Source organism: Mobiluncus sp., assembly GCF_985070215.1.
In genome coordinates this window covers 1-22,463 of the sequence record NZ_CFKZQR010000016.1, presented here as the reverse complement: position 1 = coordinate 22,463, position 22,463 = coordinate 1, and the positions used below count along the sequence as shown (strand labels likewise).

The following is a 22,463-nucleotide window of genomic DNA, read 5'->3' as shown; positions in this document are numbered from 1 at the left end:
CCGGTTTGAATCCGAGCGGCTAAAGTTGAGACGTGCTGAAGAATCTGACTCCGAAGGAGGGTTGGCTGGAGACCTTTACCCAGCTGGCTTTCTTCGCACCAAAATTTTGGTTTCCAGCCCTCATTGCGGCCTCGGTTTTTCCGTCTCTGATTGCGTATTCGGGACCGATTTTTTCCGCGGTGGCCCTGTGGATTGTGGCGTTTGTCCTGATAGCCGGGTTGATAACAACGCTGGCCCACGGGTATTCCCTGGGGCAAACCCACCGTTTAGATTCCACGGCTGCCCTGGTGCAAGCCTACTTGGGGTCTTTCCTCGGAGCTCTCACCGCCGCGGCCTCGCTGCTGGCGATGGTCGTCGCCGTAGCAGCCCTGGTCTCTACCGCTACCACCTTTATCGTGGTTTCCGCGGATTTGCCCGAAAAGTATCGCGTGTGGATTCTCATTGCCGGTTTCGTCTTGCTGCTGCTGGCGCTGTTTTTCCCCGAACCTATCCGCAGGGCGATTCCGTGGCTTACCCTGGTGATATTCGTAGTGGGTTTCTTGTTGTTGGCCTACGGTTTTTGGCACTACCTGCGTAACGGAGCCAAGCCCGGTTTGTTGGAGCTGCTTAGTTCCACTACGAAAGCCAAGAACGCGGTCGCCGATGCTAACCTGCAGTCCGGTTGGAAAGCTGCTGCCGTAGCGGCGCTACTGCTGGTTCCGGTGACCCCGGCGGTGACACTGTTCCGCAACGAAAGCCGTCAGCCGCTTTCTGGTCTCATGTTCAGAGTTCTGGGTGGTTCCGCCGCCGCCATGTTTGCCGCTACGGTCTATCTGTCGTTTACGGTGGCCGGATTCCATTGGACCCGCCTGGATACGGTCATTCAAGGGCCCGGCAACTTGGCTTTATTGCTGAGGGTTTTGCTGGACAAGAACGGATGGCTGGTCGTTCCGATTATGTCTCTGTTCGCGGTGGGATGCCTCATCAGCGCCTATATCTATGTCTCCAGTGTCTCCACTTTGCTAACGGATTTGAGCGGTCACGACTTGGCGGTCCATCAGGTTCCCGTGTCTTGGATGCGCCGAGGGCGTTCGGCTTCGATTTTGACGTTCATGGTCGTTACGTTCGCGGTGGCGCTGACAGTACACAGCCGTATGGGGGTGGCAGCGCTGACCTGGGTGACTTTCGTGGCCATCTCCAGCTTCTTGGGCCAAGTGGCCCGGATGCGCATGTGGCGTTCCCGATTCCACAGAGGGGCAACGTATGTGCAACGTCGCCAATCCAAGCGGTACTACCGCATCGCCATCATCAGCGTCATTATCAGTCTGATTATCCTGATTGTGGTTTCGGTGGCATTCAATTCCATTTTTGAACTTTATGTGCTGGCCGTCTGGGCCGGACTGGGATTGCTGATTTATTGTCTCAACTTCTATTACCGGAGGGTGCAAAACAAAATGTCGCAGCTCGAACACGCCGAAACCCCGGTGAAACATACTCTCGCCCTCGTGCTGGTGCCGCGTTTTGACGCCTCTGCCCTAAAAACTATTCGTTACGCGTGGGCCGCGCACCACCCTAATGTCGAGGTCTTGCACGTGCTTGAACCAGATGAGGACGAAACTGAGATCCGCCGCCAGTGGCAGGAGTTGGGAATCACCGCTACGCTGACCTTGATTCCTGACGAGGGCGGTAATCACCTGGGATCGGTTCAAAAATACCTCAGCGCCAAACTCGATATGGATCCTCTGACCTCTATCTCGGTCTATTTGCCACGGTACGTCCCGAAATGCAGGGCTCTGGGATGGCTACACAACGCGGCGGAACGTACTTATGCTCGCCACTTGGCACGCCTAGAACGAGTGACGATTACCTGGGTCACCTTGATGGCTTGAAGGGAAATATATGCAAACTGAACTAATCGAACTGGGTGGGCCGGCTCACGGCGGATATTGCGTGGGCCGTTTGGCATCAGGAAAAGTCGTTATGGTGCGGGGAGGAGTGCCGGGCGAAACTGTCGAGGTCGAGGTCACCTCGGAGCGTTCCAAAGTTGCCTATGGGCGGGTCGTGCGGGTGAAAACCGCCAGTGCGGATCGGGTCGCACATATCTGGCCCGAAGGTGAGGCAAAGGATCTGGGCGGGGTGGAACTGGGACACGTTGCTTATCCAGCTCAGCTGCGCTGGAAGCGTGACGTGGTGCGTGACGCTATCCGGCGAAATGGTAGCCCGGAACTGCTGGAACAGCTGGATCAGGCTCACCTTGGTTGGGAAGTCGAATCGTTGGGTCCCGAGCCGGGCCGCACTCGCGTGAGCTTTACCATCAGCGAGGGCGGGGGACTGGGCATGTACGAAGCTGCGGCCCACAACGTCCACACCGTGCGTTCTTTTCCGCTGATGGTACCCGAGCTGGTCGACTTGGATTTGTTCCGGCGGCATTGGGAATTTGCGCCGGGAACCCGTCTGCGGGTCATTGCCCCGTCAAGTTCCGCGCCGGTGCTGTTCGTTGATGGCCAGACTTTCAGCGTGGACGGCGAGCCGACAACATCGCGGGTGCGGGAAACGGTCAGCGTCGGGGACCGGACTTTTACGTACCGGATTTTTGCCGGTTCGTTTTGGCAGACTGACCGGCGCGCGCCCGCGACCCTCGCAGCCGCACTGTTGGGTGCCATCGGTGAGGCCGAGGGGTTCGACGTGTGGGAGCTGTATTCCGGTTCGGGGTTGTTTTCGCTGTTCTTGGCTGAGGCCGTGGGTGCACAAGGGCGTTTGACCACGGTGGAGGGCGACGGTCCGGCGACGAAATCGGCTGCCTATAATTTGGCGAAGGCCGGTTTCGAGCAGGTTGAGGTGCGGCGTGGCAACGTTTCGCCGCAGTTGTTGCATGACTTGCCGCTGGGCGAGATGGTCAGTGCCGGCACCTTGGTGGTGGCTGATCCGCCGCGCTCGGGGTTGGGCAAAGCGGTGGCACGAGCGATTTGTCAGCAGAATCCGGATTTGGTGGCGCTGTTTTCCTGCGACCCGGTTAGCTGTGCCAGGGACCTGGAAACCATGCGCCAGTTGGGTTACCGGGTTAAGACCTGGCGAGCCTTCGATTTGTTCCCCTACACCAGCCACGTGGAGACGGTAGCATTAATGTCACAGATATGATGCCGAGGTTCCCGGGAACTCCTGTCCCCGTTAGCTTCTTCATCCGCTACTGTTCGGTTGGCTGAACAGCCCGCACTGATATGCGGAAACGTATCGAAGTCGTCCTACTCCCGTTTCGTAGAAACTCGAGAAGGGGTTTGGATTACATAGGTCTGTATGGATTGAAGGGAACCAGCCGAATTTTTTAATACATTCGTTAGGAGAAATTTTATGTTTGCGGAATTCGTTGACCTTATGGATAAATTTTTCTTCCCTACTGCTGATAAGTTCGGCGGTAAAGTGCGTTCAGACAAGCTTAATTATGTCAAGAGGAAGAACATAAATGATCCCTTCCCGGATACTGGTGCATATTTTGGTTGTATTAACGAGGGTGAAGAACCCTCTGGGCCGTATTCTGATTTGAGTATTGTTGTGTTCCCGAGCAATGAAAAAAATATCGAAAGTGACAGGTGGATTGTCGCTCTAGTGATTGGAAGTTTGGGATTTAAAAACGATTTTGACATCGCTACCGTCCCCGGAACGAGGAGGGCTTTTTCTAGATGTCTTCAGGGCGCGGAGAATGCTATGAATTCTTTCATTAAGAATGATTTCCTGGATACCAATTCCCGGGATGGATTCAGGAATTATTGCGAAGCAAATGGTATTCCCGAGACACTGAGCAATGCTGTGAAAAGCTATGAGAAAGTCATTTTAGCTGCGACCATCTTCGATCCTAATAATGAAAAAAAGTGTCAAGAAATCATTGAGTTGTATCTGGCATTATATGCCACTATCCGTGGCTGGCCGTCGAATAAAGACCAGAGAAAGATGGTGAAGGAATCGATGCCAGTCAAGAGTGTAGCCATAAATGAGGAGAGGGAAATCCGAGAGCTATTGGAAAGTAGAAAATATATAGTCCTCCAGGGTGCTCCAGGTACCGGAAAAACCAGAATGGCTAAAAAGATCATCGAAGATTGTCCTGATAGCATTGTATTCTTCACTCAGTTCCATGCGGAAACGTCGTATAGTGATTTTGTTTATGGGATTCTTCCAGATACAACGGATGAATTGCTGAAATACAAAGCCAAAAAGGGTGTGCTCGTCAAAGCGATAGAGACCGCCCAAATGGAAAGGGACAAGAAGGTATATTTGATCATTGACGAGATTAACAGGGCAAATCTTTCGAATGTGCTGGGGCCGGCCTTCTACCTGTTTGAGCCGACCATGTCTGACAGCAAAGCTGGAACAATACAGATATGCCCGGAGCTTTCATTGGACAAATTGCCGGATAATTTTTATGTCATTGCTACGATGAACACCGCGGACAGGAGCCTTGCAGTTGTTGATTTTGCTTTGAGGCGGAGATTCGCCTGGTACACCATGATTCCCCATGAGATCAAGACGGATGAGAACTACAAGTTCTGTACAGAGGAGTTCAACGCTATCAGAGAAATCTTCGAAGAATATGCGACAGACGAGGAGCTGAACCTACAGCCCGGTCAAGCATACTTTGTGGTGAAGAATGGCCAAGGGAAAGATAAGGACACTATTGAGAGAGCCGAGATGGGAGAACGACTGAAATACGAGGTTATGCCCTTGATCAAAGAATACCTCGCCAACGGGATGCTTTCACGTTCGAAAGATGATTTCGTCAATTATTTCCGCCATAGGATCCACACGGAGATGTTCAGGTAATGGACAAGCTGTTCTGCACATTACCCTGCCTGTCTGAATCCAAAGGATTCCACAATAGGGAAATATACGAGAGGCTCTTCGACAAGAAGGTTGACAAACGTCATCTTGAGGGTCAGGTCCGGCGTTTCGTGGATCTGAACAAGAAGATGTTTGACTTCCTCGGGATCAAGGTTGTGCTCGAGGGAGTGGACAACGCTTTGACTCTATCATTCCATTCCTCGAATTATATCGGAGCGATTCCAGTCAGAATGCCATATGACGGCATAGCGCACAAAGATTTCCAGGTCATCCCCAGATTTGACACTGGTGAGGATGTTTTTTCCGATTTAACTCGCTTACTGGCTGCGCTTGAGTATTCTATTTCCCCGGAATTTTCAGACGACAACATGCTGTGCAATCCGATGCAACTTAGTCCGCCGATGTACTACGAGGCAATGAAATACGTCGATCTGTTTGAGGCTGTATATCGGTACTCATGGAGAAAGTTCGATACACAAGACCGTTCACATCGGTATCCGAAGTCGAGTACTGACTGGCGGAAGTATGCGTCATGCAGCGCAGATCCACGGAAGGCGCTGATATTTCCAGCGCATGACAGCATTCTCACTACAGATCATCGCGAGTGGCGGGAGCTGAAGTATGTATTTGATATCGCACAAGGAATACTCATCGATGTAGGTACCCCGGCTTCGATTCGCTACGGTTACGAGTCTAAAATCAACACTCTTGCGAGAAAAGTTGCTGATATATGCCCGAAGCCCGTCACATCAATCTCCATCAGAACGCATGACCCCCGATGCGTCATTGCGGCTAAGGAACAATCGAATATCATCTTGAAGAAAGGCAACACGCAGTGCACTGCATGGCGGATGGATATGGCGGAGCTCTTCGAACGCTATGTCCAGACCGTTGTCGCACATGCAGCCAGGGGGATGTCCGGCAAGACGTATCCAAACAGCAAGATCCGCGGGGTAGGTCGTATCCCCGCGTGGGGATTAAGTTACCTAGAACCGGATATAGTGTTCACTATCGGCGAACGCTTGTACATGGCTGACGCAAAATACAAAGCGAATTATTACGCGAGTAATCTAGCAAGCGAAATTTTGAAGGAGACACATCGGGCAGACTTACACCAAATATTGGCATATTGCGCCTTTGAACCCCAGAGTACAGGGAAGGCGGGTATATTATTCTATCCAGCAAATGAAATGGGATATCGTGTGATTGGTTATTCCGGTAACAGGTTGTGTGGAGCGACGAATAAGGTCATTTTGTGTGGTCTACCTTTTAGTATTAAAGAGATGGAGGCAGCTCCGCAGCAACTCAAAGAGATGTTCAAGACGAATTTATTCGATGGTGATTGATAGAAACCTACTGTTGCAGATCACAAATGAGAGGATTAGCGTAATTTGCATTGCCAAATAGTGCAAGTCCCGGCTATCGTGCATTTTGGACTAATTTATATATTTTAGTGATCCAGTTTGTTTAGGATTTGCTGGGCTTGTGTGTGAAGAGTCGCCGTATTGGATTTTGTGGCCTTGATATATGATGTTTTGTTCTTGTATTGGTCGTAGGATTCGGACGATTGTTCGTTGTGCCTCTAGGATAACAGCGTCTCGTCGAGCATTGCTAGAGGAGAGTACTACCAGGTAGCCCGCAATGACTTGTCCATGGAAGGGTTCCATACACATTCGGTCTTTCAACCGTTTGTTATAGTCTCCATATTAGCGTAAATGGGATTCCAGATTGTGACGTTTCTGGAGTCTTGAACGGCGGGGAAGGACAGTTCTTGTTTCCGTCTTGTCGTTTTGAAACACCTGATTAGTGACCCAAAACATAAAGACCTACCACCATCGCAAACACCCCAGATAGCCCGCCATAGGATACACAATTGTGGAATTCAGGACTGATGTAAGGTTATCACCAGGGTAGTCTTGACACACGTGGTGACTCTTACGGTACTAAAACAGAAATTAGCAGCTAGTTTACAGTGTAATGTAGACACTCGGGAGGTGCGGTGAACTGGATTAATGCCTTTGAAATTATTTGCTACCTGCTAACCGTTCTGTTGCTAGGAGACATTGCCAAGCAGCGCAACCAGGTGGAACTGCGTCTGTTCTTTGCGGCGACTATGGCGGGATTCATCCTTGAAATTCTGGCTGTGAGAGCCACGGATATCTATCACTACAGCAACGACTATTTTTTCAGCATCGGCGCGCCGCCTAATCAGTTTCCTGTATTTGGTGGATTAATGTGGGGTGCGTTGGCCGTCTGTGGTTTCAGAATTGCGAGGAAATTTTCCGGCAGCAGTTTTGAAATCAGCCTTTTTGCAGGCTGGCTGGTCGTTTCGATGGATTTATTACTGGATGTGGCCGCCATCCGACTCAACGGGGGGTTCTGGATTTGGGACGGACGTGTTCTTTCCTGGGACATCAATCATCATGTGTTCATGAGTGTGATTTGGGTAAACTTCCTGGGTTATCTGTTCGAAACTCCTGCAGTCGTTTACCTAACATTGCGTCTGAATAAACTCGCAGAAAAGTCGCGGCTGATGGCAATCCTCGCCGTCCTCGGCGCAGGGCTGGGAGCAGTTATTACCGTAGGCGTGGGCAGCAGTTTGTCTCTGCTGCTAAACAAAATCAGTGATGAGTGGTTTGCCGTCGTCGCATTCTTAGTACTGTGGATGGCCATTTTGGTGAAGCTGGTAGCCCAGATTGCCAGACATTGGCACACTTTGACGTTACGAGTGAATCAGGACTTCGTTCTGGGGATTTTTTGGGCTGTAATTTACGGTTACTGCTTGGCTGCGCTGTGGGCGCTGGGAGTCTTCCACACGAACATCGCTTATGGTCTTTTCGCTGTTTTCATAGCATTAGCTACCTTATTAATGTCTTTTGTCAGTACGAATGCCTACGCAGAATCAGATTGATTCTTCTGGATGCGCCTGCCGCCAAGTATGCTGGCGGACGATTGCCAGGTTGTCGTTGGAGAATTCTTGAGGAACATAGGAAAGCAAAGAGCAAAGAATTGGGATTTGCGCAACAGAAGTTTTGCGAATTGCCCACGCAAGAGGACCGACAAATCGGCGCGCAACGCCCTTGTGAATTCGAGACGCAGTTACGAGGCAAGCCATTTTGCAACCTATAACCTCAGGTAGAAGCCTATTTGGGGAATGCATCTGACAGGACAGCGAAAAAATGTCCGCGATGCAACCCCTAGTGTGTTGTGAAATGACGAAATAAAATATATCTTGATGTCGAGATAAATCTTTGTGGCGTTGTTGCCACCCTTTAGGAGGTTATTTATGGCCAGTTTGAACAGCTTAAATGCTCGCAAGACTTTGCAGGTGGGAGGTAAATCCTACGAGATTTTCTCTCTCGATGCCGTGGAAGGCTTAAAAAAGCTTCCTTACGCGCTGCGCATTTTGGGCGAAAACCTGTTGCGTAACGAAGACGGTGCTAACATCACTGCCGACCAAATTAAGGCTCTGGCAGCGTGGAATCCCGATGCGCAGCCCAACACGGAAATCCAGTTCACCCCGGCTCGCGTGGTGATGCAGGACTTCACCGGCGTGCCTTGCGTGGTTGATTTGGCCACTATGCGCGAGGCTGTGAAAGACCTGGGTGGGGACCCGGAGAAGATCAACCCCTTGGCTCCGGCAGAGATGGTCATCGACCACTCGGTCCAGATTGATTACTTTGGGCGCGCTGACGCGTTGAAACTCAACACGGACAAGGAATACGAACGCAATTCGGAACGTTATAAGTTCCTGCGTTGGGGCCAGGGTGCCTTTAACAACTTCCGCGTGGTGCCGCCGGGGACCGGCATTATTCACCAGGTCAACATCGAGTATCTGGCACGTTCCGTGTTCACGAAGGAACTGCCCGACGGCACGGTGCAGGCTTACCCCGATACCTGCGTTGGCACCGACTCCCACACCACGATGGTCAACGGGCTGGGCGTACTGGGCTGGGGCGTTGGCGGTATCGAAGCCGAGGCCGCTATGCTCGGTCAGCCGGTATCCATGCTGATTCCGCGCGTGGTCGGATTCAAACTCAAGGGGTCTATCCCTGCCGCCGCTACCGCTACGGACGTGGTGCTCACCATCACCCAGATGCTGCGCGAGCACGGCGTGGTCGGCAAGTTTGTGGAGTTCTATGGCGAGGGCGTCACTCAGGTGCCGCTGGCTAACCGCGCCACCATCGGCAATATGTCTCCCGAATTCGGTTCAACCGCCGCCATCTTTCCCATCGACCAGGTCACCGTGGACTACCTGCGCTTGACCGGACGTGACGAAGAGCGCTGCGCTTTGGTGGAGGCTTACGCCAAGGAACAGGGCCTGTGGCACGATCCGAGTTTTGAGCCCAAGTACTCGGAGTACCTGGAACTCGACCTGTCTACTGTGGTGCCTTCCATTGCCGGTCCGAAGCGTCCGCAAGACCGCATTAAGTTGAGCGAAGCCAAGCAAACCTTCGAGCAGACCCTGGTGCCCACCTACGCTCCCGAAGCGCACAAGCTCGTGAATCTGACCACCGCTGACGGCACCAAGACCAACCTGGATCATGGCCGCGTGGTCATTGCCTCCATCACGTCTTGCACGAACACCTCCAACCCCTCGGTGATGATGGCTGCTGGCATTCTGGCTCGCAACGCCCGCGCTAAGGGACTGAAGTCAAAGCCGTGGGTAAAGACGTCGGTGGCTCCCGGTTCCCAAGTCGTCACGGACTACTTTGACCAGGCCGGTCTGTGGGGTCCCCTTGATGAGCTGGGCTTTAACCTGGTGGGTTATGGGTGTGCGACCTGCATCGGTAACTCCGGTCCGGTTCCGCCCGAAATCTCGAAGGTCATCAACGACAACGACCTGGCCGTTACAGCGGTGCTGTCGGGTAACCGTAACTTTGAGGGGCGTATCAGCCCCGACGTTAAGATGAACTACCTGGCTTCCCCGCCGCTGGTTGTGGCCTACGCCCTGGCCGGTACTATGGACTTCGATTTTGAGACGGAGCCCCTGGGGCAGGATCAAAACGGCAACGATGTGTTCCTGCGTGACATCTGGCCCGACCCCGCTGAGGTGCAACGGACTATCGACGAAACCATTAACCGCGATATGTACACGAAGGATTATGCAAACGTGTTTGCCGGTGATGAGCGTTGGCAGTCCCTGCCGACTCCGGCAGGCAGCCGCTTCACCTGGGACGATGACTCGACCTATGTGCGCAAGGCACCGTTCTTTGACGGAATGAAGATGGAGCCCGAACCGGTGCGGGACATCCACGGCGCCAGGGTTTTGCTGAAACTGGGCGATTCCGTCACGACCGACCACATCTCTCCGGCCGGCGCTTTCAAGCCTGAAACTCCTGCTGGCCAGTACCTGACCGGCAACGGGGTGCAGCCTAAGGACTTCAACAGCTACGGTTCGCGCCGTGGCAATCACGAAGTCATGATGCGCGGCACGTTTGCCAACATCCGCATTAAGAACCAGCTGCTGGACGGGGTTGAGGGCGGTTTCACCCGCGACTTTACCCAGGAAAGCGGCCCTCAGGCCTACGTCTATGATGCCTCCATGAACTACCAGGCCGCCGGGATTCCGCTGGTCGTGCTGGGCGGCAAGGAATACGGCACGGGTTCTAGCCGCGACTGGGCCGCAAAAGGTACCCGCCTGCTGGGTGTGAAAGCCGTTATCGCGCAGTCCTTCGAACGTATTCACCGTTCTAACCTGATTGGGATGGGTATCCTGCCACTGCAGTTCCCGGAGGGACAGTCCGCGGACTCGCTGGGCCTGGACGGGACGGAAACCTTTGACATCAGCGGTGTAACCGCTTTGAACGAAGGCAAGACTCCGGAGACGGTGAAAGTCTGCGCTACCAAGACGGACGGCTCCAAGGTCGAGTTCGATGCGGTGGTACGTATCGACACCCCTGGAGAAGCCGACTACTACCGCAACGACGGCATTTTGCGCTACGTGCTGCGTAACCTGGTGAAAGCCTAGGTGCTAGCGGTTCAACCGTTTATAGCTCCCCGAATTGCCCTCTGGTCAGTTCGGGGAGCTATTTTTCGGTCTACCGGCCAAACCGTTGCGCGGCCACCGCTCCAAACTGGCACGACATGAAAGAAAACGTAAAAACCGGATAGAATGGGACGGTATCTTCATGAGGAGTTTTACGATTCTATGTCCCAACTTGAACCCGTAAACGCGCAAAACGCTGACTTGATGTCGCTGCGCCTATTGCCGACGATTTCTTCGCCGCGCGATTTGCGGAATCTAAACCACCAGGAACTCAATCGCCTGGCGGAGGAAATTCGTCAATTCTTGGTGCAATCAGTAGCAAAGACCGGGGGACACCTGGGTCCGAACCTCGGCGTGGTCGAGCTGACCATCGCCCTGCACCGCGTGTTTAATGTCACCCGAGACACTTTCATTTTTGACACGGGACACCAAACTTACGTCCACAAACTCCTGACCGGACGCCAAGATTTTTCCCGGCTGCGTCAACGCGGCGGCCTGTCTGGGTATCCCTCGCGGGCGGAATCTGATACGGATGTGCTGGAAAACTCCCACGCTTCAGCCGCGCTGTCCTGGGCGGACGGGATTGCCCGGGCAAACCGCCTGACCGGCAAACGAGGCTGGGTCGTAGCGGTCATTGGCGATGGAGCGATGACCGGTGGTATGGCTTGGGAGGCTCTGAACAACATTGCCGAAGAAAACGAAGGCCGGCTAATCATAGTCTTGAACGACAACGGGCGTTCCTACGCTCCGACCATCGGCGGGCTGGCACATCACCTGGATGCCCTGCGGGTTACACCCCAGTATGACAAAGCCTTGAAGTGGGGCAAACAAACCCTGAAAGGCGGCGGGCCGGTGGGAAATCTGGTGTATTCCGGGTTGCACGCCGCGAAAGCCGGGTTGCGCGACATGGTCGCCTCTGCCGAAGGGGTCCTGTTTGACGAGTTGGGTATTACCTATACCGGCCCCATTGACGGACACGACATTGCCGCCCTGGAGTTTAGTTTCACCAGGGCGAAGGCTGCGAAGAAGCCCGTATTGATACACGTCATAACCCAAAAGGGCCGCGGCTACACCCCGGCGGAAGAAAACGTTTCCGACCACTTCCACGCAATCGGACGGATTCATCCCGAAACCGGCCTGCCCATCGAGCCGGAACGCTTTGAATGGACTCAGGTTTTTGCCGAGGAAATCTGCAACCTGGCGCGTGAGAACGAAAAAATCGTCGCCCTGACCGCCGCGATGCTTCGCCCCGTAGGGTTGTGCCCGATGCAACGAGAATTCCCCGACCGGGTTTTCGATGTTGGTATCGCGGAAGCGGATGCCCTGGCCACTGCCGCCGGTTTGGCATACGGCGGGATGCACCCGGTCATCGCCCTGTATTCCACGTTCTTAAACCGGGGTTATGACCAGTTGCTGATGGATATCGCGCTGCACCGGGCTGGGGTGACGATTGTCGAGGATCGTTCCGGTATTACCGGCAGTGACGGCGCCAGTCACAACGGTATGTGGGACATAGCTCTGGCTGGGACGGTGCCCGGTCTGCGCCTGGCCGCGCCGCGCGATGCGGAGACTTTGCGCACAGAACTGCGCGAGGCTCTCCAAATTGACGACGGACCCACCATCGTGCGCTATCCGAAAGGTTCGCTGCCCAAGCCTTTGCCGGCACTGAAACGTGCCCATGGCAGCGATGTGCTGTGGGAATCGGCTGACTTCGTGGCACCGTCAGCACCGACCCGCGAGGCAACGGCCAGCTCAAACCGACCCCAGAACCTTTTGATTGTGGCGACCGGAGCGTTTGCCCACCTGGGGGTGGAGGTCGCGAACGAACTCCAGGCCCTCAACAATCTGGCGGTGCGCGTCGTCGATCCGCGGTGGCTCATTCCCGTGCCCGCTGACTTGGTGGCGGCGGTAGGAGCCTACGACCGGGTCGTAACCCTAGAGGACGGCCTGGTGGAAGGCGGTTTTGGGTCCCAGCTACGCAACGCCGCAGCGGCGCAGGACATCTTTACTCCCGTGCTATCTTACGGGATTCCGCGACAATTTCTGCACCACGCCACGCGCGACGAAATCCGAGAAGAACTGGGGCTGACCCCCCGAGCGCTGGCTGATTCCATTAATTCTCGGATTTAAGGGCTTTCACCAGCGAATCCAAAGTATTTTCAATCTGCCAAGGCCGCGCCTGACTGGCCTGCAGCACTTCCAAGACCTGGGACTCCGGAGCATCGTCAGGCAGCACCCAAGCCAATCGGCGAATAGTTTTTGGTTCTAACATAGCCTCATAGTTGACATCTAACTGGGTAGCAACCCCGGCAACAGCTTCACGCAAACGTCGCCACCGATCGGCCTCCAGCGGGTGATTGTGCGTGAAAGTGCGCGAATCCGGAACCTCGCCGGGAATGCGCGGGGCACGCCGCGGGGGGAGTTCCTTGGTGGACAGCTGATAGGACCGGCGTAAAGCCGCAAACCAGCGGTCGGCACGCTTCCGGCCGACCCGGTCGTGGCGAAAATCCTCCAAAGCTCCCATGTAACGTTTGCCCTTCGGCAGCCCCGCCGCCAAGGCAATCATCGCCGCGTTCGTCAGCACTTTGGTAGGTGCTAAATCCTCGTCCTGAGCCAGTTCATCGCGGGAATACCACAGTTCCCGCAGGGCGGCGAGGTTGCGCGGGGCGTGAACTTTTCCAGAACCGGGGACGTGACGCCACGGATCAGGTTTGGGCGCAGGGGGCTGAAAATCCAACAGAAAGTCGAATTCTTGCTCTGCCCAGTCGTCTTTGTCCTCGTCTTGCAGCTGGAGCCACAGCTCATTGCGCAGTTCAATGAGGTAATCCACGTCCAGGGCAGCGTAGGTTTGCCAGTCGGAGGGCAGGGGTCGGGTGGACCAATCCGCCGCAGAATGTTCCTTCGCCAAGGTGATGTCCAGCACCTGTTCCATCACCGCGGCCAGGCCAAACCCCTCAAAGTTCAACAGTTTAGCCGCCAGTTCCGTGTCAAACAGCAGCTGCGGGCGCATCCCCAGTTCCGACAGACAGGGCAGGTCTTGGGTCGCATCGTGCAAAATCCACTCCGCCTTGCCAATAGCCCGGTTCAAGGGCTTCAAATCGGGAAAGGCTACCGGGTCGATGAGGACAGTGCCCACCCCATCGCGACGCAATTGCACCAGGTAGGCGCCTTGAGAATAGCGAAATGATCCGGCACGTTCGGTATCGAGCGCCACCGGTCCCGTGGCGGCAGCGACAAGTTCACAGACATGTTGCAGGGCTGCGGGGGTGTCCACAATCGGAGCCAAAGGCTCGCGGGTACGGGCGACCAGCCGTGGGGATTGCGGTTTTGAAGTGGTGCTCGACATAACGGTTCTATGTTATAACCTGGCGCGGCTGCACTGATCCTGCCGCACCGTAGGGGTGTTTCTGAGGGGAATGTTCGTTAGCGCACAAGGGTGGTGGGGAAGGTCCTAATGACGCAGCTGAGTGACGTTTTCCTCGGGGGAGAGCCCGGTCGCTTGGAGCATGGTGTCCAGCCACGCTAGGAAATGGGCGCTCAAATCGGGGCTGCCAGGGGTCCAAGAAGCGCGAATCTCGAGGGTAGCGGAGGTGGCGCGCAGTGCGAAGCCCTCAAAAGAACGGTTGATGGTCGTGGTGGCGGTACCCACCAAATGTCCGTAATCAGCATCTCGGCTCGCTAAACACTCGCGGAGCCAAGACCAGGCGACTTCCCCGGCTAGCGGATCTTCACCCAAAGCTAACTCCGTATCGGTCGCCACCAGAGCAATAACCCGAAACTCGCCGCCCCAACCTTCTTGGGTCTGCGGATCGTAGAGACACACAAACCGGCCGGTAGCGGGAGCCTCCGCCTCCACGTGCAGCGCCGTCTCCGCGCTAATCGCCACTGCATAAGGGGCAATTTTCACCGGGGCAGGCACCTCGTGAATGGAAACGCGGGGCGGTACCGAGGCTTGGCGCAGCGACAAAAGAGCGAGTTCCCACGCTGGGGGTACCTGCGTCTGTGCCGTTGAACTCGCCTTGCTCACCCTCTCAGCGTAAGCGAGAGAGAGGGAAAACCGGCCGTACCACGCCCTGCAGACCCGAAATACCTTTTCGGACTGCCCGTCGCCCAATACTAGAGAGAGGGGTCGGCCAAGGGGGAGGCCAAAACCACAATGGAACGCGAACGTACCGTAACGGTCTCGGGGGAACCCAGCATCTTGGCCCGCTCGAAATCCGTCTCAATTGGCTGTTCCGCTGTCGTGTCGATGACCCGATACCACTGCAAATCATGAGCCCACTGGGGCATAGTGAACTCCAAGTCCTTTTCGGAGGCGTTGAACATGAGGATAAAATCATCATCTTCCACGCGCTCACCGCGTTTGCCCGGCTCGTCAATAGAAGCCCCGTTTAGGGAAATGGTTAGGGCTTTAGCGTAAGCGGTCGTCCATTCTTCATCGGTCATATGTTCGCCGTTGACGCTAAACCACTCGATGTCGCCACGATCCGATTCTCCGCCGCGGGCCGCGTCCCCAGCCAGGAACCGGCGCCGGCGAAACACCGGGTGCTCGTTGCGCAGGTGAATCAGAGCTCGGGTAAAGTCAAACATCTTATGGTCACGCGCGTCTTCGTTCCAATGAATCCAGGTGGTTTCGTTGTCTTGGCAATACCCGTTGTTGTTACCGCCCTGGGTGCGCCCCAACTCGTCTCCGTGAGAAATCATGGGCACGCCTTGGGACAGCAGCAGGGTGGTGAGGAAGTTGAAACGTTGGCGGCGGCGCAGTTCATTAATGGACTCGTCGCTGCTGGGACCTTCCTCCCCGTGATTCCAAGATTTGTTGTTATTGTCTCCGTCAACCCCGCCTTCACCATTGGCTTCATTGTGTTTATCGTTATAGGAGACCAGGTCAAGCAAGGTAAATCCGTCATGGGCGGTCACAAAGTTGATGGAGGCCACCGGCAGTCGGCCGGTATGGGCATAGAGGTCTGCCGAACCGCTGAACCGGGACGCGAACTCACCCAGTTTTGCTGGCTCGCCACGCCAGTAGTCCCGCACCGTGTCGCGATACTTCCCGTTCCATTCCGACCACAAAATCGGGAAACCGCCCACGTTGTAGCCGCCTTCGCCGACGTCCCAAGGCTCGGCAATGAGCTTGACCTGGGAAATAATCGGATCTTGGTGGATGATGTCAAAGAACGCCGAAAGTTTGTCAACCGAGCTGAGTTCTCGGGCCAGGGTTGACGCGAGGTCAAACCGGAAACCATCGACGTGCATCTCGGTAATCCAATAGCGCAGCGAATCCATAATCAGCTGCAGTACCGCGGGGGAGCGCATCAGTAGGGAATTGCCGGTTCCGGTCGTGTCGAAGTAGTGTTCCCGGTCGCCCTCCACCAGGCGGTAGTACACTTCGTTGTCCAAGCCGCGGAAAGACAGCGTCGGTCCCATCTGGTTGCCCTCGGCGGTGTGATTGTACACAACGTCGAGGATGACTTCGATACCGGCTGAATGCAGGTCTTTGACCATCTGTTTGAATTCTTCGACCTGACGGTCGCCCCGGCGATCCGAACAGTAGCCATTATGCGGGGCAAAGTAGCCGATAGTGTTGTAACCCCAATAGTTTTTGAGGCCTTTTGCCTCCAGGGAAGGATCGGTGACGAATTGGTGCACCGGCATGAGTTCCACGGCGTTGACGCCCAAGTGTTTCAGATAGGAAACGTTGTTCGGATGTCCCATTCCCGCGTAAGTGCCCCGCAGCGCTTCGGGAATGGCAGGGTTCAACATGGTCATCCCCTTGACGTGAGTTTCATAAATAACCAGGTCCGGGTAGTCCAAGCGGGGATGACGGTCGTTGCCCCAATCAAAGAAGGGGTTGATGACGACTGAATGCATTGTGTGCGCGGCCGAGTCTGCCTCGGAATAGCCGTCTGGATTCCCGGCCGGATAGGCAAAAATGGACATGTCGCCGTCTAAGTCGCCGGCGATGGCTTTGGCATAAGGGTCCAGCAACAGTTTGCTCGGATTGAAGCGCTGCCCATTGGTGGGGTCGTAAGGGCCGTGAACCCGGTATCCGTAGTGTTGCCCGGGACGGAGGTTCGGGATGTAGCCGTGCCACACGTGGGCATCGACTTCTTCCAAAGAGAAACGTTCAGTTTCTTGTCCGTCGTCCTCTACTAAACAGAGTTCCACTTTTTCAGCGTTGGCTGAAAAAAGTGCAAAGTTTGTTCCGCTCCCATCATAAGTTGCCCCCAGCGGATAAGGTTTTCCTGGCCAAATTTCCATAATCCAAATATCTCATACTCCAGCGTGGTGTGCTGAATGTGGGTTATGAGGGCTGTTCCTCGCCGGGTGGGACATCGTCTTTTTCGGTGGAATTGAGTTTCAGAAGTCCGCTCAACGGGTTGGAACGACTGGCCTCCGTTTCATCAGGCAGCGGGGGAACTATGTCAGCAGTCGAGGCTTGCCACCAGCCGCGTTCCTGCAGAAGCGGTTCGGCCATGCGCACAAACTCGGCAGCAATCTGGCGATAGGTGTCGGTGTTGGGGTGGAAACCGTCCTCGGCTCGAATCATGAGGGTTCTCCACAGAGGCACATCTCCTAAGTGGCGCATGGGAACCAAAATGTGGTCCGACTCGGATACTGTCTGGATGACGATGTCATTCATCTCGATGGCGCGTTTATCTGCGGGGAGGGGTTTCGCCGGGGGAACCTCAGAAATAAAAGCGCGAGCAGGCAGGCTATTCAGGATAATTTCCATCTGTTGCTGGAAATCTTCGGTGCTTTGCCCCTCGGAGGCAAACACATCGTTACCGCCAATGTCCAGGGTGATGATGTCCGGCGTTAAGCCCGTGGCCAGCAGCTGCGGAATTTGCGTGTTGACTACGGTCGAGGCGATGGCCCCGGAAATGGAAAAATTCAGCACGATAACCCGTCGCTGCGTGGCACGTCGCAGATAGGAGGCAAACAAAGCCACGTAAGAGTCCTGCACGTTCTCGCAACCCACCCCTTGTGCGGCGGAATCACCGAGAGCGACGTAAACCAGGGGAGGGGCGTTCTTAATTTTCGAGGGACGATGCAGTTTTTGACCGGTTTGCGGGAAAATCGGTTTGTTCGAGTACCAGTCGCTGCGGTGCATATAACGTTGCGCCCCGTTAGAAAATATCTCGAAGCCGGGGGCGTAGATTTCTGGGTTTGCCAGCATCCCCAGTTCGTCCAGCTTTGCTAGCCCGGAGATGACGTGGTCCTCCCAGAACCAACGGTGACTGGAAACCTCTTGATGGACTTTCCACATCCCCGCAGCGGTGGTTCCTGCCCAGACCAGGGACGATGACGTTCCCAGTGCGGTGAGGGCGGAAACTTTTGAAGAAGCGGGCAACTCGCGGAACAACTCAAGCACTGTATCGACAGAAATCTTTTTGGCAGCCATGGCACAAGCATACCCGGCTCGAGTCGTTTTAAGCGCGCCAGAAAACAAGTTTGGTGGGCCATACTGGGATCGAACCAGTGACCTCTTCCGTGTGAAGGAATATTTGCTTGTGTAAAACAGCAGCTCAGACATTATGTCTGCTCTTTAGTGGTGCTATTTATGGTGCTATTTTCGGGCGATTTATGAGGCTCTCGGATACAGCCTAATTCCTTACTGATGGCACTATTTTTGGGTGGCGCTGGCGGCATAAAAGTGTCGGGCTCCAGCCACATGGCTGGAGCCCCTGTATTACCCCGCAAGTGCGGGGAGGTTGAGCTTTTCCAATGAATGTAAAGGCTCATCCCCGCTAATGCGGGGATGAGTACAGTTTAGAGCAGTTTTGGGTTGTTGGCAAGGTTTTCTATTTGCGCTGGTCGGGAGTTTTGTTCTTACATTTCTTCTCGTCTCCATTGACACTTTTATACATCTAGCGTAAGATAGTAATGTAATCAGATGAGGGGGAACCCCGAACTTGAAAGGAAACGAAAATGGAAACCGTCGAAGAATACACTACCTTCCAGCTCAAAGCCCACGGCTGGACCGATAGCCACATCAAGCGGCTACTCACTCCGACCCGCCTGGACTACACCGGATACTCCGCGTACCCCACAAATTTCTACAGCCGTGAGGCTGTCGAGGCCGCCGAAGCCACAGACGAAAAGCTCCAGAAGCGCATCGCCAAATTCCAGGAAAAGAAGCAGGCGGAGAAAAAGGCAGCCATCGCTAGCAAGATAGACGAGGGTGGAGTCGTATGGCGCAAGGTCGGACCCGAATGGCTCGTCTGCGGCAAAAACCTTGTCGGGGGGGAAAATGTGATCGTGACTACCCGCAAGGGGCAGACGAAAAAGGTCGGCATCAAGCAGGTAGTGAAAACTATCAATGATCTGATGTTTGCTCGCCCCGCCGATGCCCCCTTCAAGCCCGCACCCGAACCCGTTGCTGAGTCCGTCATTGAGCCTGCCGCCAAGCCCGAAAAAAAGGCTATACCTGCCACCCCGAAGCAAATCAGCTTCCTCAAGACGCTATTCGCTGAGGAGCGTGACTACGATAGCGATTTCATCACTGTCTACGGCACGGGCGACAAATACCGTAAAAATCCTGCACTCCTCGAAGACCTCACAAAAGACATGGCATCCAGCTACATCAGCCTGCTACTCGGTCACGGTCGCTACTAAATTTTTTTCCCTTCTCTATTTACACACTCATATATCGAGTGTATGATAGTAATGTAATCGGTGAAAACCTCGAACCCAGAAAGACACAAGACAATGAAAACCCACACCATCCGCTTCATCAAACCGGAAGAACTCCCCAAAATCATCAACACCTCGCATATCGCCCAAAACTGGGTAGGCTGCGGCATCAACCCCACCGACCTAGCTGAAGGCCTGGAATGGCTCGCCGCCGACCCTATGGACGGCACCGGCGCAGGCCTCACCCGCGAACTATTTATGATCATCGACAAGACCGAAATCGTCGGCTGCGAGCTAATCGCCAAAAGCGCACACCTCGTACGGGCAAGACGTGCACACATCGGGCCACAACACCAGCTGACCGCCTTCTACTCAATCGACGACAATACCCTCGTCACCCATCACAATCGCAGCGCGTCCCTCAACGCGATAGAACGCATTTAACAAAGGAGAAAAACTATGACCATCAATGAAGACCAGACTTGTACTTGCGGTTGCGGAGCCAGCATCTGCGGCTGGTCCAACATCGGCAAAGCCGCCGGAATGCGCCGAGGTGTTCCCCGCGTCTACCGAGACACCCACGGCAAATGCCACTACTGCGGCCTACCACTCGACCAGTATAAAGAGTGCCGTGAATGTAGCGGGCAGGACCCGTTCGAGGACGGCGCATACGGCCTCGAAGATTTCTACATGATGTAAGGAGAAATTGTAGTGAAGTTGTGTGAAATCCCTACCGACTATGTGCGCGAAGACCTCACCCAGATTGTGACTCCGTTCATCCAAGCCGGCATTCCCGACTGCGAAATCAGCCTGACCCCAGACGAGATTGATATTGCCGATGTGGCCTACCTAGTTGCTCTCGCAGCGAAAACCGCGGCCGGAAAAAGACGAGACGCGGCCTGGGCTGTAGCGTTAGAGGCGGTTCCCGATTCCCAGCTCAAATACGATACACCACTCATGAAGCGGATAAAGTCCGGGCGGCGGCTTTTCGGCATGGCACAGCTGGGTGGGCTTAGACCCGAAGCCCAGGTGGCGTTCGACATCGCACGGTATCTGATACGCAACGATGATCGGGAAGAAGAATCCCAGGCGATGGTCGCAGTTCTCGCCAGGAGTATCATGCCTGCGTATTTAGACGGGAAAAACCCCGACGCGGGGATGGTGTTTTGGCAGGCCATGCTGGATGTGGCGGGGCAGGCTGCGCGCAACCAGCTAGGTGGTCTCGTAAATGGGCACGATGCGCATACCCCAGCCGCAGAGGAGATTGCTAGGAAATATCAGGTGCTGATACGGGCGGCCGACCGGGCGGGGTGCCCCAAGCAGCCGATTGCTGAGGCTTTCGGGGTGTCCCGCCCGTGGGTATATCAGGCGCTAGGCGGGTGAACGAACTCCGGGTCTAGGTCTTCCATGCACGCCAACAGATACTGTACCCGGGTGAATGCCCTGCCGGGTTTTGTGTCCACGATGGGGATACCCACCCGGCCTCGCAGCTCGTAGATTTCGTGCATCATGTCCAGGGCTTTGTCTTGAGCATCTAGGAACAGGGAAAACCATTCCTGCATCTCAACGGTGACCCCGTCGGGTATGGGTGCGTCGCCTTGCTCCCAGCGGCGTATCGTGCGTTCGTTTACGTCTAGGCGGGCGGATAGTTCCTCGACTTCCAGGCCGAGGAGCCACCTTATCGCCGCGAATTCTTCCGGGTTCAATCTTCCCCCCAAAATTTTTTCTCGGCCTCTACACCGGTAGGCAGGTTCCAGGCGTCACGATACCCCTGGCGCAGTTCGGGTTTAGACCAGCCGCGCTTGTAAAACTCGGGCCATTCCTGGGTTTCACTGGTATCAGCGAACGGGAATTTGGTTTTAGGGTAGAGGATATAAGTACGGTAGTCCGTAGCGCTGTCGCGGTCCCGGAAGACTGCTCCGTAGACGCCGGTTTCGTCCTTAATCAGGTAGTCAAAGCTGATTAAGGCGCTGTCGTAGTTTTCGATGATTTCCATTGTAATCTTCCTCTCTAAAAGGTTCGGCTGGGGCTTTTCCCCTGCGTCGGTATTACTATTATATGTCCGGTGACCGGACATTGCAAGTTTTTTGTGGGGGGAATTTTTCTAACCCAAGAATGGCCGTTTTGTACGATTGGGTGTAAAAATAGGTTGTGAGCCCCGAACTTTGTTCGGGGCTCACTCTCAATTTTGACCCTTTATTCCATAGTTGAAGGGTCTATAGTTGCGAAGAATGCTTTGTATTCTTCCCCACTAAAGACCAGATTCAATCATCCGGGTTCCTCCAACAACTGGAGTACAAACCGAATTCGGAATGGCAAGGGCTGGGTAATTCAATGGAACATGCCAACCTCGAATGCATCCTGCACAATGAACCTTGACGGCACAATACGCGGTGGCAATACCGGCACCAGTCGTATCGACAAGTTCTTCACATCGTTCTTAGAAATGTACTGGGTCTATGTGAACAGCCCCGGCCTGGAAAGTGTGGATTTCATTCCTATCTCCTAAGCAATAGGGATAATGATTGCCGATCCCCAATACGATGTACTAACGTCACCACCCCATGACGAACTCACCACCTGAGCATTATTAGCAAATCTGTCGAATCGCTGCAAAACCCCTGAATTCGCGCTTGTTACATCTGCTGACACTTGCGAAGGTGAATTGATGAAGTTTCCAAACACGTTTTGGTAAGTTGCGCCTCCTGGATTCCAATTTCTTGTGAATCCTACAATCCAGCACTTGCCGTTGTAGTACGTCCCAGGGTATGGAGTTCCAGGAGGATTCTTCTGCTGGCGCAAGGGGCTTACTGCTAGAGCGTTTTTCGCAACTGTAGACCCTTCAACTATGGAACAAGCGGTCGAATTCGCAACAATGGCTTTGAGTGCAGTTAGGGTCGCAGCCACCGCCTGCATAGCCGGCTGCGAAGCAGCCACCGCCTGCATAGCCGGCTGCGAAGCAGCCACCGCCTGCATAGCCGGCTGCGAAGCAGCCACCGCCTGCATAGCCGGCTGCGAAGCAGCCACC

General features: G+C 54.6%; 19 protein-coding genes. 13 read left to right on the top strand and 6 right to left on the bottom strand.

The genetic code is table 11. The features are described 5' to 3' along the window. Positions 1-32 precede the first annotated feature (32 nt). The 7 genes from AC5LBQ_RS04815 (at position 33) to dxs (ending at position 12,928) form a co-directional block, all read left to right on the top strand. On the top strand, positions 33-1,868 hold the full coding sequence (locus AC5LBQ_RS04815; RefSeq protein WP_493264785.1) for an amino acid transporter: 1,836 nt from the start codon (positions 33-35) through the stop codon (positions 1,866-1,868). A gap of 10 nt (positions 1,869-1,878) precedes the next feature. Further along, positions 1,879-3,117, top strand: a complete 1,239-nt coding sequence (locus tag AC5LBQ_RS04810) for a class I SAM-dependent RNA methyltransferase (protein WP_493264784.1) — start codon at positions 1,879-1,881, stop codon at positions 3,115-3,117. 210 nt (positions 3,118-3,327) lie between these two features. Continuing rightward, positions 3,328-4,791: an McrB family protein gene (locus AC5LBQ_RS04805; RefSeq protein WP_307742320.1), complete on the top strand. Its 1,464-nt coding sequence runs from the start codon at positions 3,328-3,330 to the stop codon at positions 4,789-4,791. Further along, positions 4,791-6,155, top strand: a complete 1,365-nt coding sequence (locus AC5LBQ_RS04800; RefSeq protein ID WP_307742321.1) for a 5-methylcytosine restriction system specificity protein McrC — start codon at positions 4,791-4,793, stop codon at positions 6,153-6,155. The genes AC5LBQ_RS04805 and AC5LBQ_RS04800 overlap by 1 nt, the downstream gene beginning before the upstream one ends. Positions 6,156-6,808: 653 nt before the next feature. Further along, the gene (locus AC5LBQ_RS04795; protein WP_297345825.1) at positions 6,809-7,720 is read left to right on the top strand and encodes a hypothetical protein; all 912 of its coding nucleotides are present in this window, start codon (positions 6,809-6,811) and stop codon (positions 7,718-7,720) included. Positions 7,721-8,095: 375 nt separating this feature from the next. Continuing rightward, on the top strand, positions 8,096-10,780 hold the full coding sequence (gene acnA / locus AC5LBQ_RS04790) for an aconitate hydratase AcnA (RefSeq protein ID WP_493264783.1): 2,685 nt from the start codon (positions 8,096-8,098) through the stop codon (positions 10,778-10,780). Positions 10,781-10,924: 144 nt separating this feature from the next. Continuing rightward, on the top strand, positions 10,925-12,928 hold the full coding sequence (dxs, locus tag AC5LBQ_RS04785; RefSeq protein ID WP_493264782.1) for a 1-deoxy-D-xylulose-5-phosphate synthase: 2,004 nt from the start codon (positions 10,925-10,927) through the stop codon (positions 12,926-12,928). On the opposite strand, the gene AC5LBQ_RS04780 is transcribed toward dxs, so the two are convergent. From AC5LBQ_RS04780 to AC5LBQ_RS04765, 4 genes are all read right to left on the bottom strand, one after another. Continuing rightward, the gene (locus AC5LBQ_RS04780; RefSeq protein ID WP_493264781.1) at positions 12,912-14,144 is read right to left on the bottom strand and encodes an HRDC domain-containing protein; all 1,233 of its coding nucleotides are present in this window, start codon (positions 14,142-14,144) and stop codon (positions 12,912-12,914) included. The genes dxs and AC5LBQ_RS04780 overlap by 17 nt on opposite strands. Before the next feature lie 105 nt (positions 14,145-14,249). Further along, positions 14,250-14,825: a DUF3000 domain-containing protein gene (locus AC5LBQ_RS04775; protein WP_493264780.1), complete on the bottom strand. Its 576-nt coding sequence runs from the start codon at positions 14,823-14,825 to the stop codon at positions 14,250-14,252. A gap of 89 nt (positions 14,826-14,914) precedes the next feature. Then, positions 14,915-17,059, bottom strand: coding sequence for a glycogen debranching protein GlgX (gene glgX, locus AC5LBQ_RS04770; RefSeq protein ID WP_493264779.1), 2,145 nt, complete (start codon positions 17,057-17,059; stop codon positions 14,915-14,917). Between the two features lie 43 nt (positions 17,060-17,102). Beyond that, the gene (locus tag AC5LBQ_RS04765; RefSeq protein WP_493264778.1) at positions 17,103-18,203 is read right to left on the bottom strand and encodes an SGNH/GDSL hydrolase family protein; all 1,101 of its coding nucleotides are present in this window, start codon (positions 18,201-18,203) and stop codon (positions 17,103-17,105) included. 527 nt (positions 18,204-18,730) lie between these two features. Between AC5LBQ_RS04765 and AC5LBQ_RS04760 the strand changes: the two genes are divergently transcribed. From AC5LBQ_RS04760 to AC5LBQ_RS04745, 4 genes are all read left to right on the top strand, one after another. Next, positions 18,731-19,417: a hypothetical protein gene (locus AC5LBQ_RS04760; protein WP_493264777.1), complete on the top strand. Its 687-nt coding sequence runs from the start codon at positions 18,731-18,733 to the stop codon at positions 19,415-19,417. A 93-nt stretch (positions 19,418-19,510) separates the two neighbouring features. Further along, positions 19,511-19,879: a hypothetical protein gene (locus AC5LBQ_RS04755; RefSeq protein ID WP_493264776.1), complete on the top strand. Its 369-nt coding sequence runs from the start codon at positions 19,511-19,513 to the stop codon at positions 19,877-19,879. A gap of 15 nt (positions 19,880-19,894) precedes the next feature. Next, the gene (locus AC5LBQ_RS04750) at positions 19,895-20,134 is read left to right on the top strand and encodes a hypothetical protein (protein WP_493264775.1); all 240 of its coding nucleotides are present in this window, start codon (positions 19,895-19,897) and stop codon (positions 20,132-20,134) included. 12 nt (positions 20,135-20,146) lie between these two features. Beyond that, positions 20,147-20,818 carry a hypothetical protein gene (locus tag AC5LBQ_RS04745; RefSeq protein ID WP_493264774.1) on the top strand — a complete coding sequence of 224 codons (672 nt, stop codon included), beginning with the start codon at positions 20,147-20,149 and terminating at the stop codon, positions 20,816-20,818. On the opposite strand, the gene AC5LBQ_RS04740 is transcribed toward AC5LBQ_RS04745, so the two are convergent. Next, complete coding sequence (locus tag AC5LBQ_RS04740; protein WP_493264773.1) at positions 20,800-21,153, bottom strand: helix-turn-helix domain-containing protein; 354 nt, start codon at positions 21,151-21,153, stop codon at positions 20,800-20,802. The genes AC5LBQ_RS04745 and AC5LBQ_RS04740 overlap by 19 nt on opposite strands. After that, positions 21,138-21,431: a hypothetical protein gene (locus AC5LBQ_RS04735; protein WP_493264772.1), complete on the bottom strand. Its 294-nt coding sequence runs from the start codon at positions 21,429-21,431 to the stop codon at positions 21,138-21,140. The genes AC5LBQ_RS04740 and AC5LBQ_RS04735 overlap by 16 nt, the downstream gene beginning before the upstream one ends. Positions 21,432-21,776: 345 nt before the next feature. Between AC5LBQ_RS04735 and AC5LBQ_RS04730 the strand changes: the two genes are divergently transcribed. Both AC5LBQ_RS04730 and AC5LBQ_RS04725 read left to right on the top strand, forming a co-directional pair. Further along, complete coding sequence (locus AC5LBQ_RS04730; protein ID WP_493264771.1) at positions 21,777-21,944, top strand: hypothetical protein; 168 nt, start codon at positions 21,777-21,779, stop codon at positions 21,942-21,944. Positions 21,945-22,283: 339 nt separating this feature from the next. Then, a partial coding sequence (locus AC5LBQ_RS04725; RefSeq protein WP_493264770.1) for a hypothetical protein occupies positions 22,284-22,463 on the top strand: 180 nt, incomplete at its 3' end.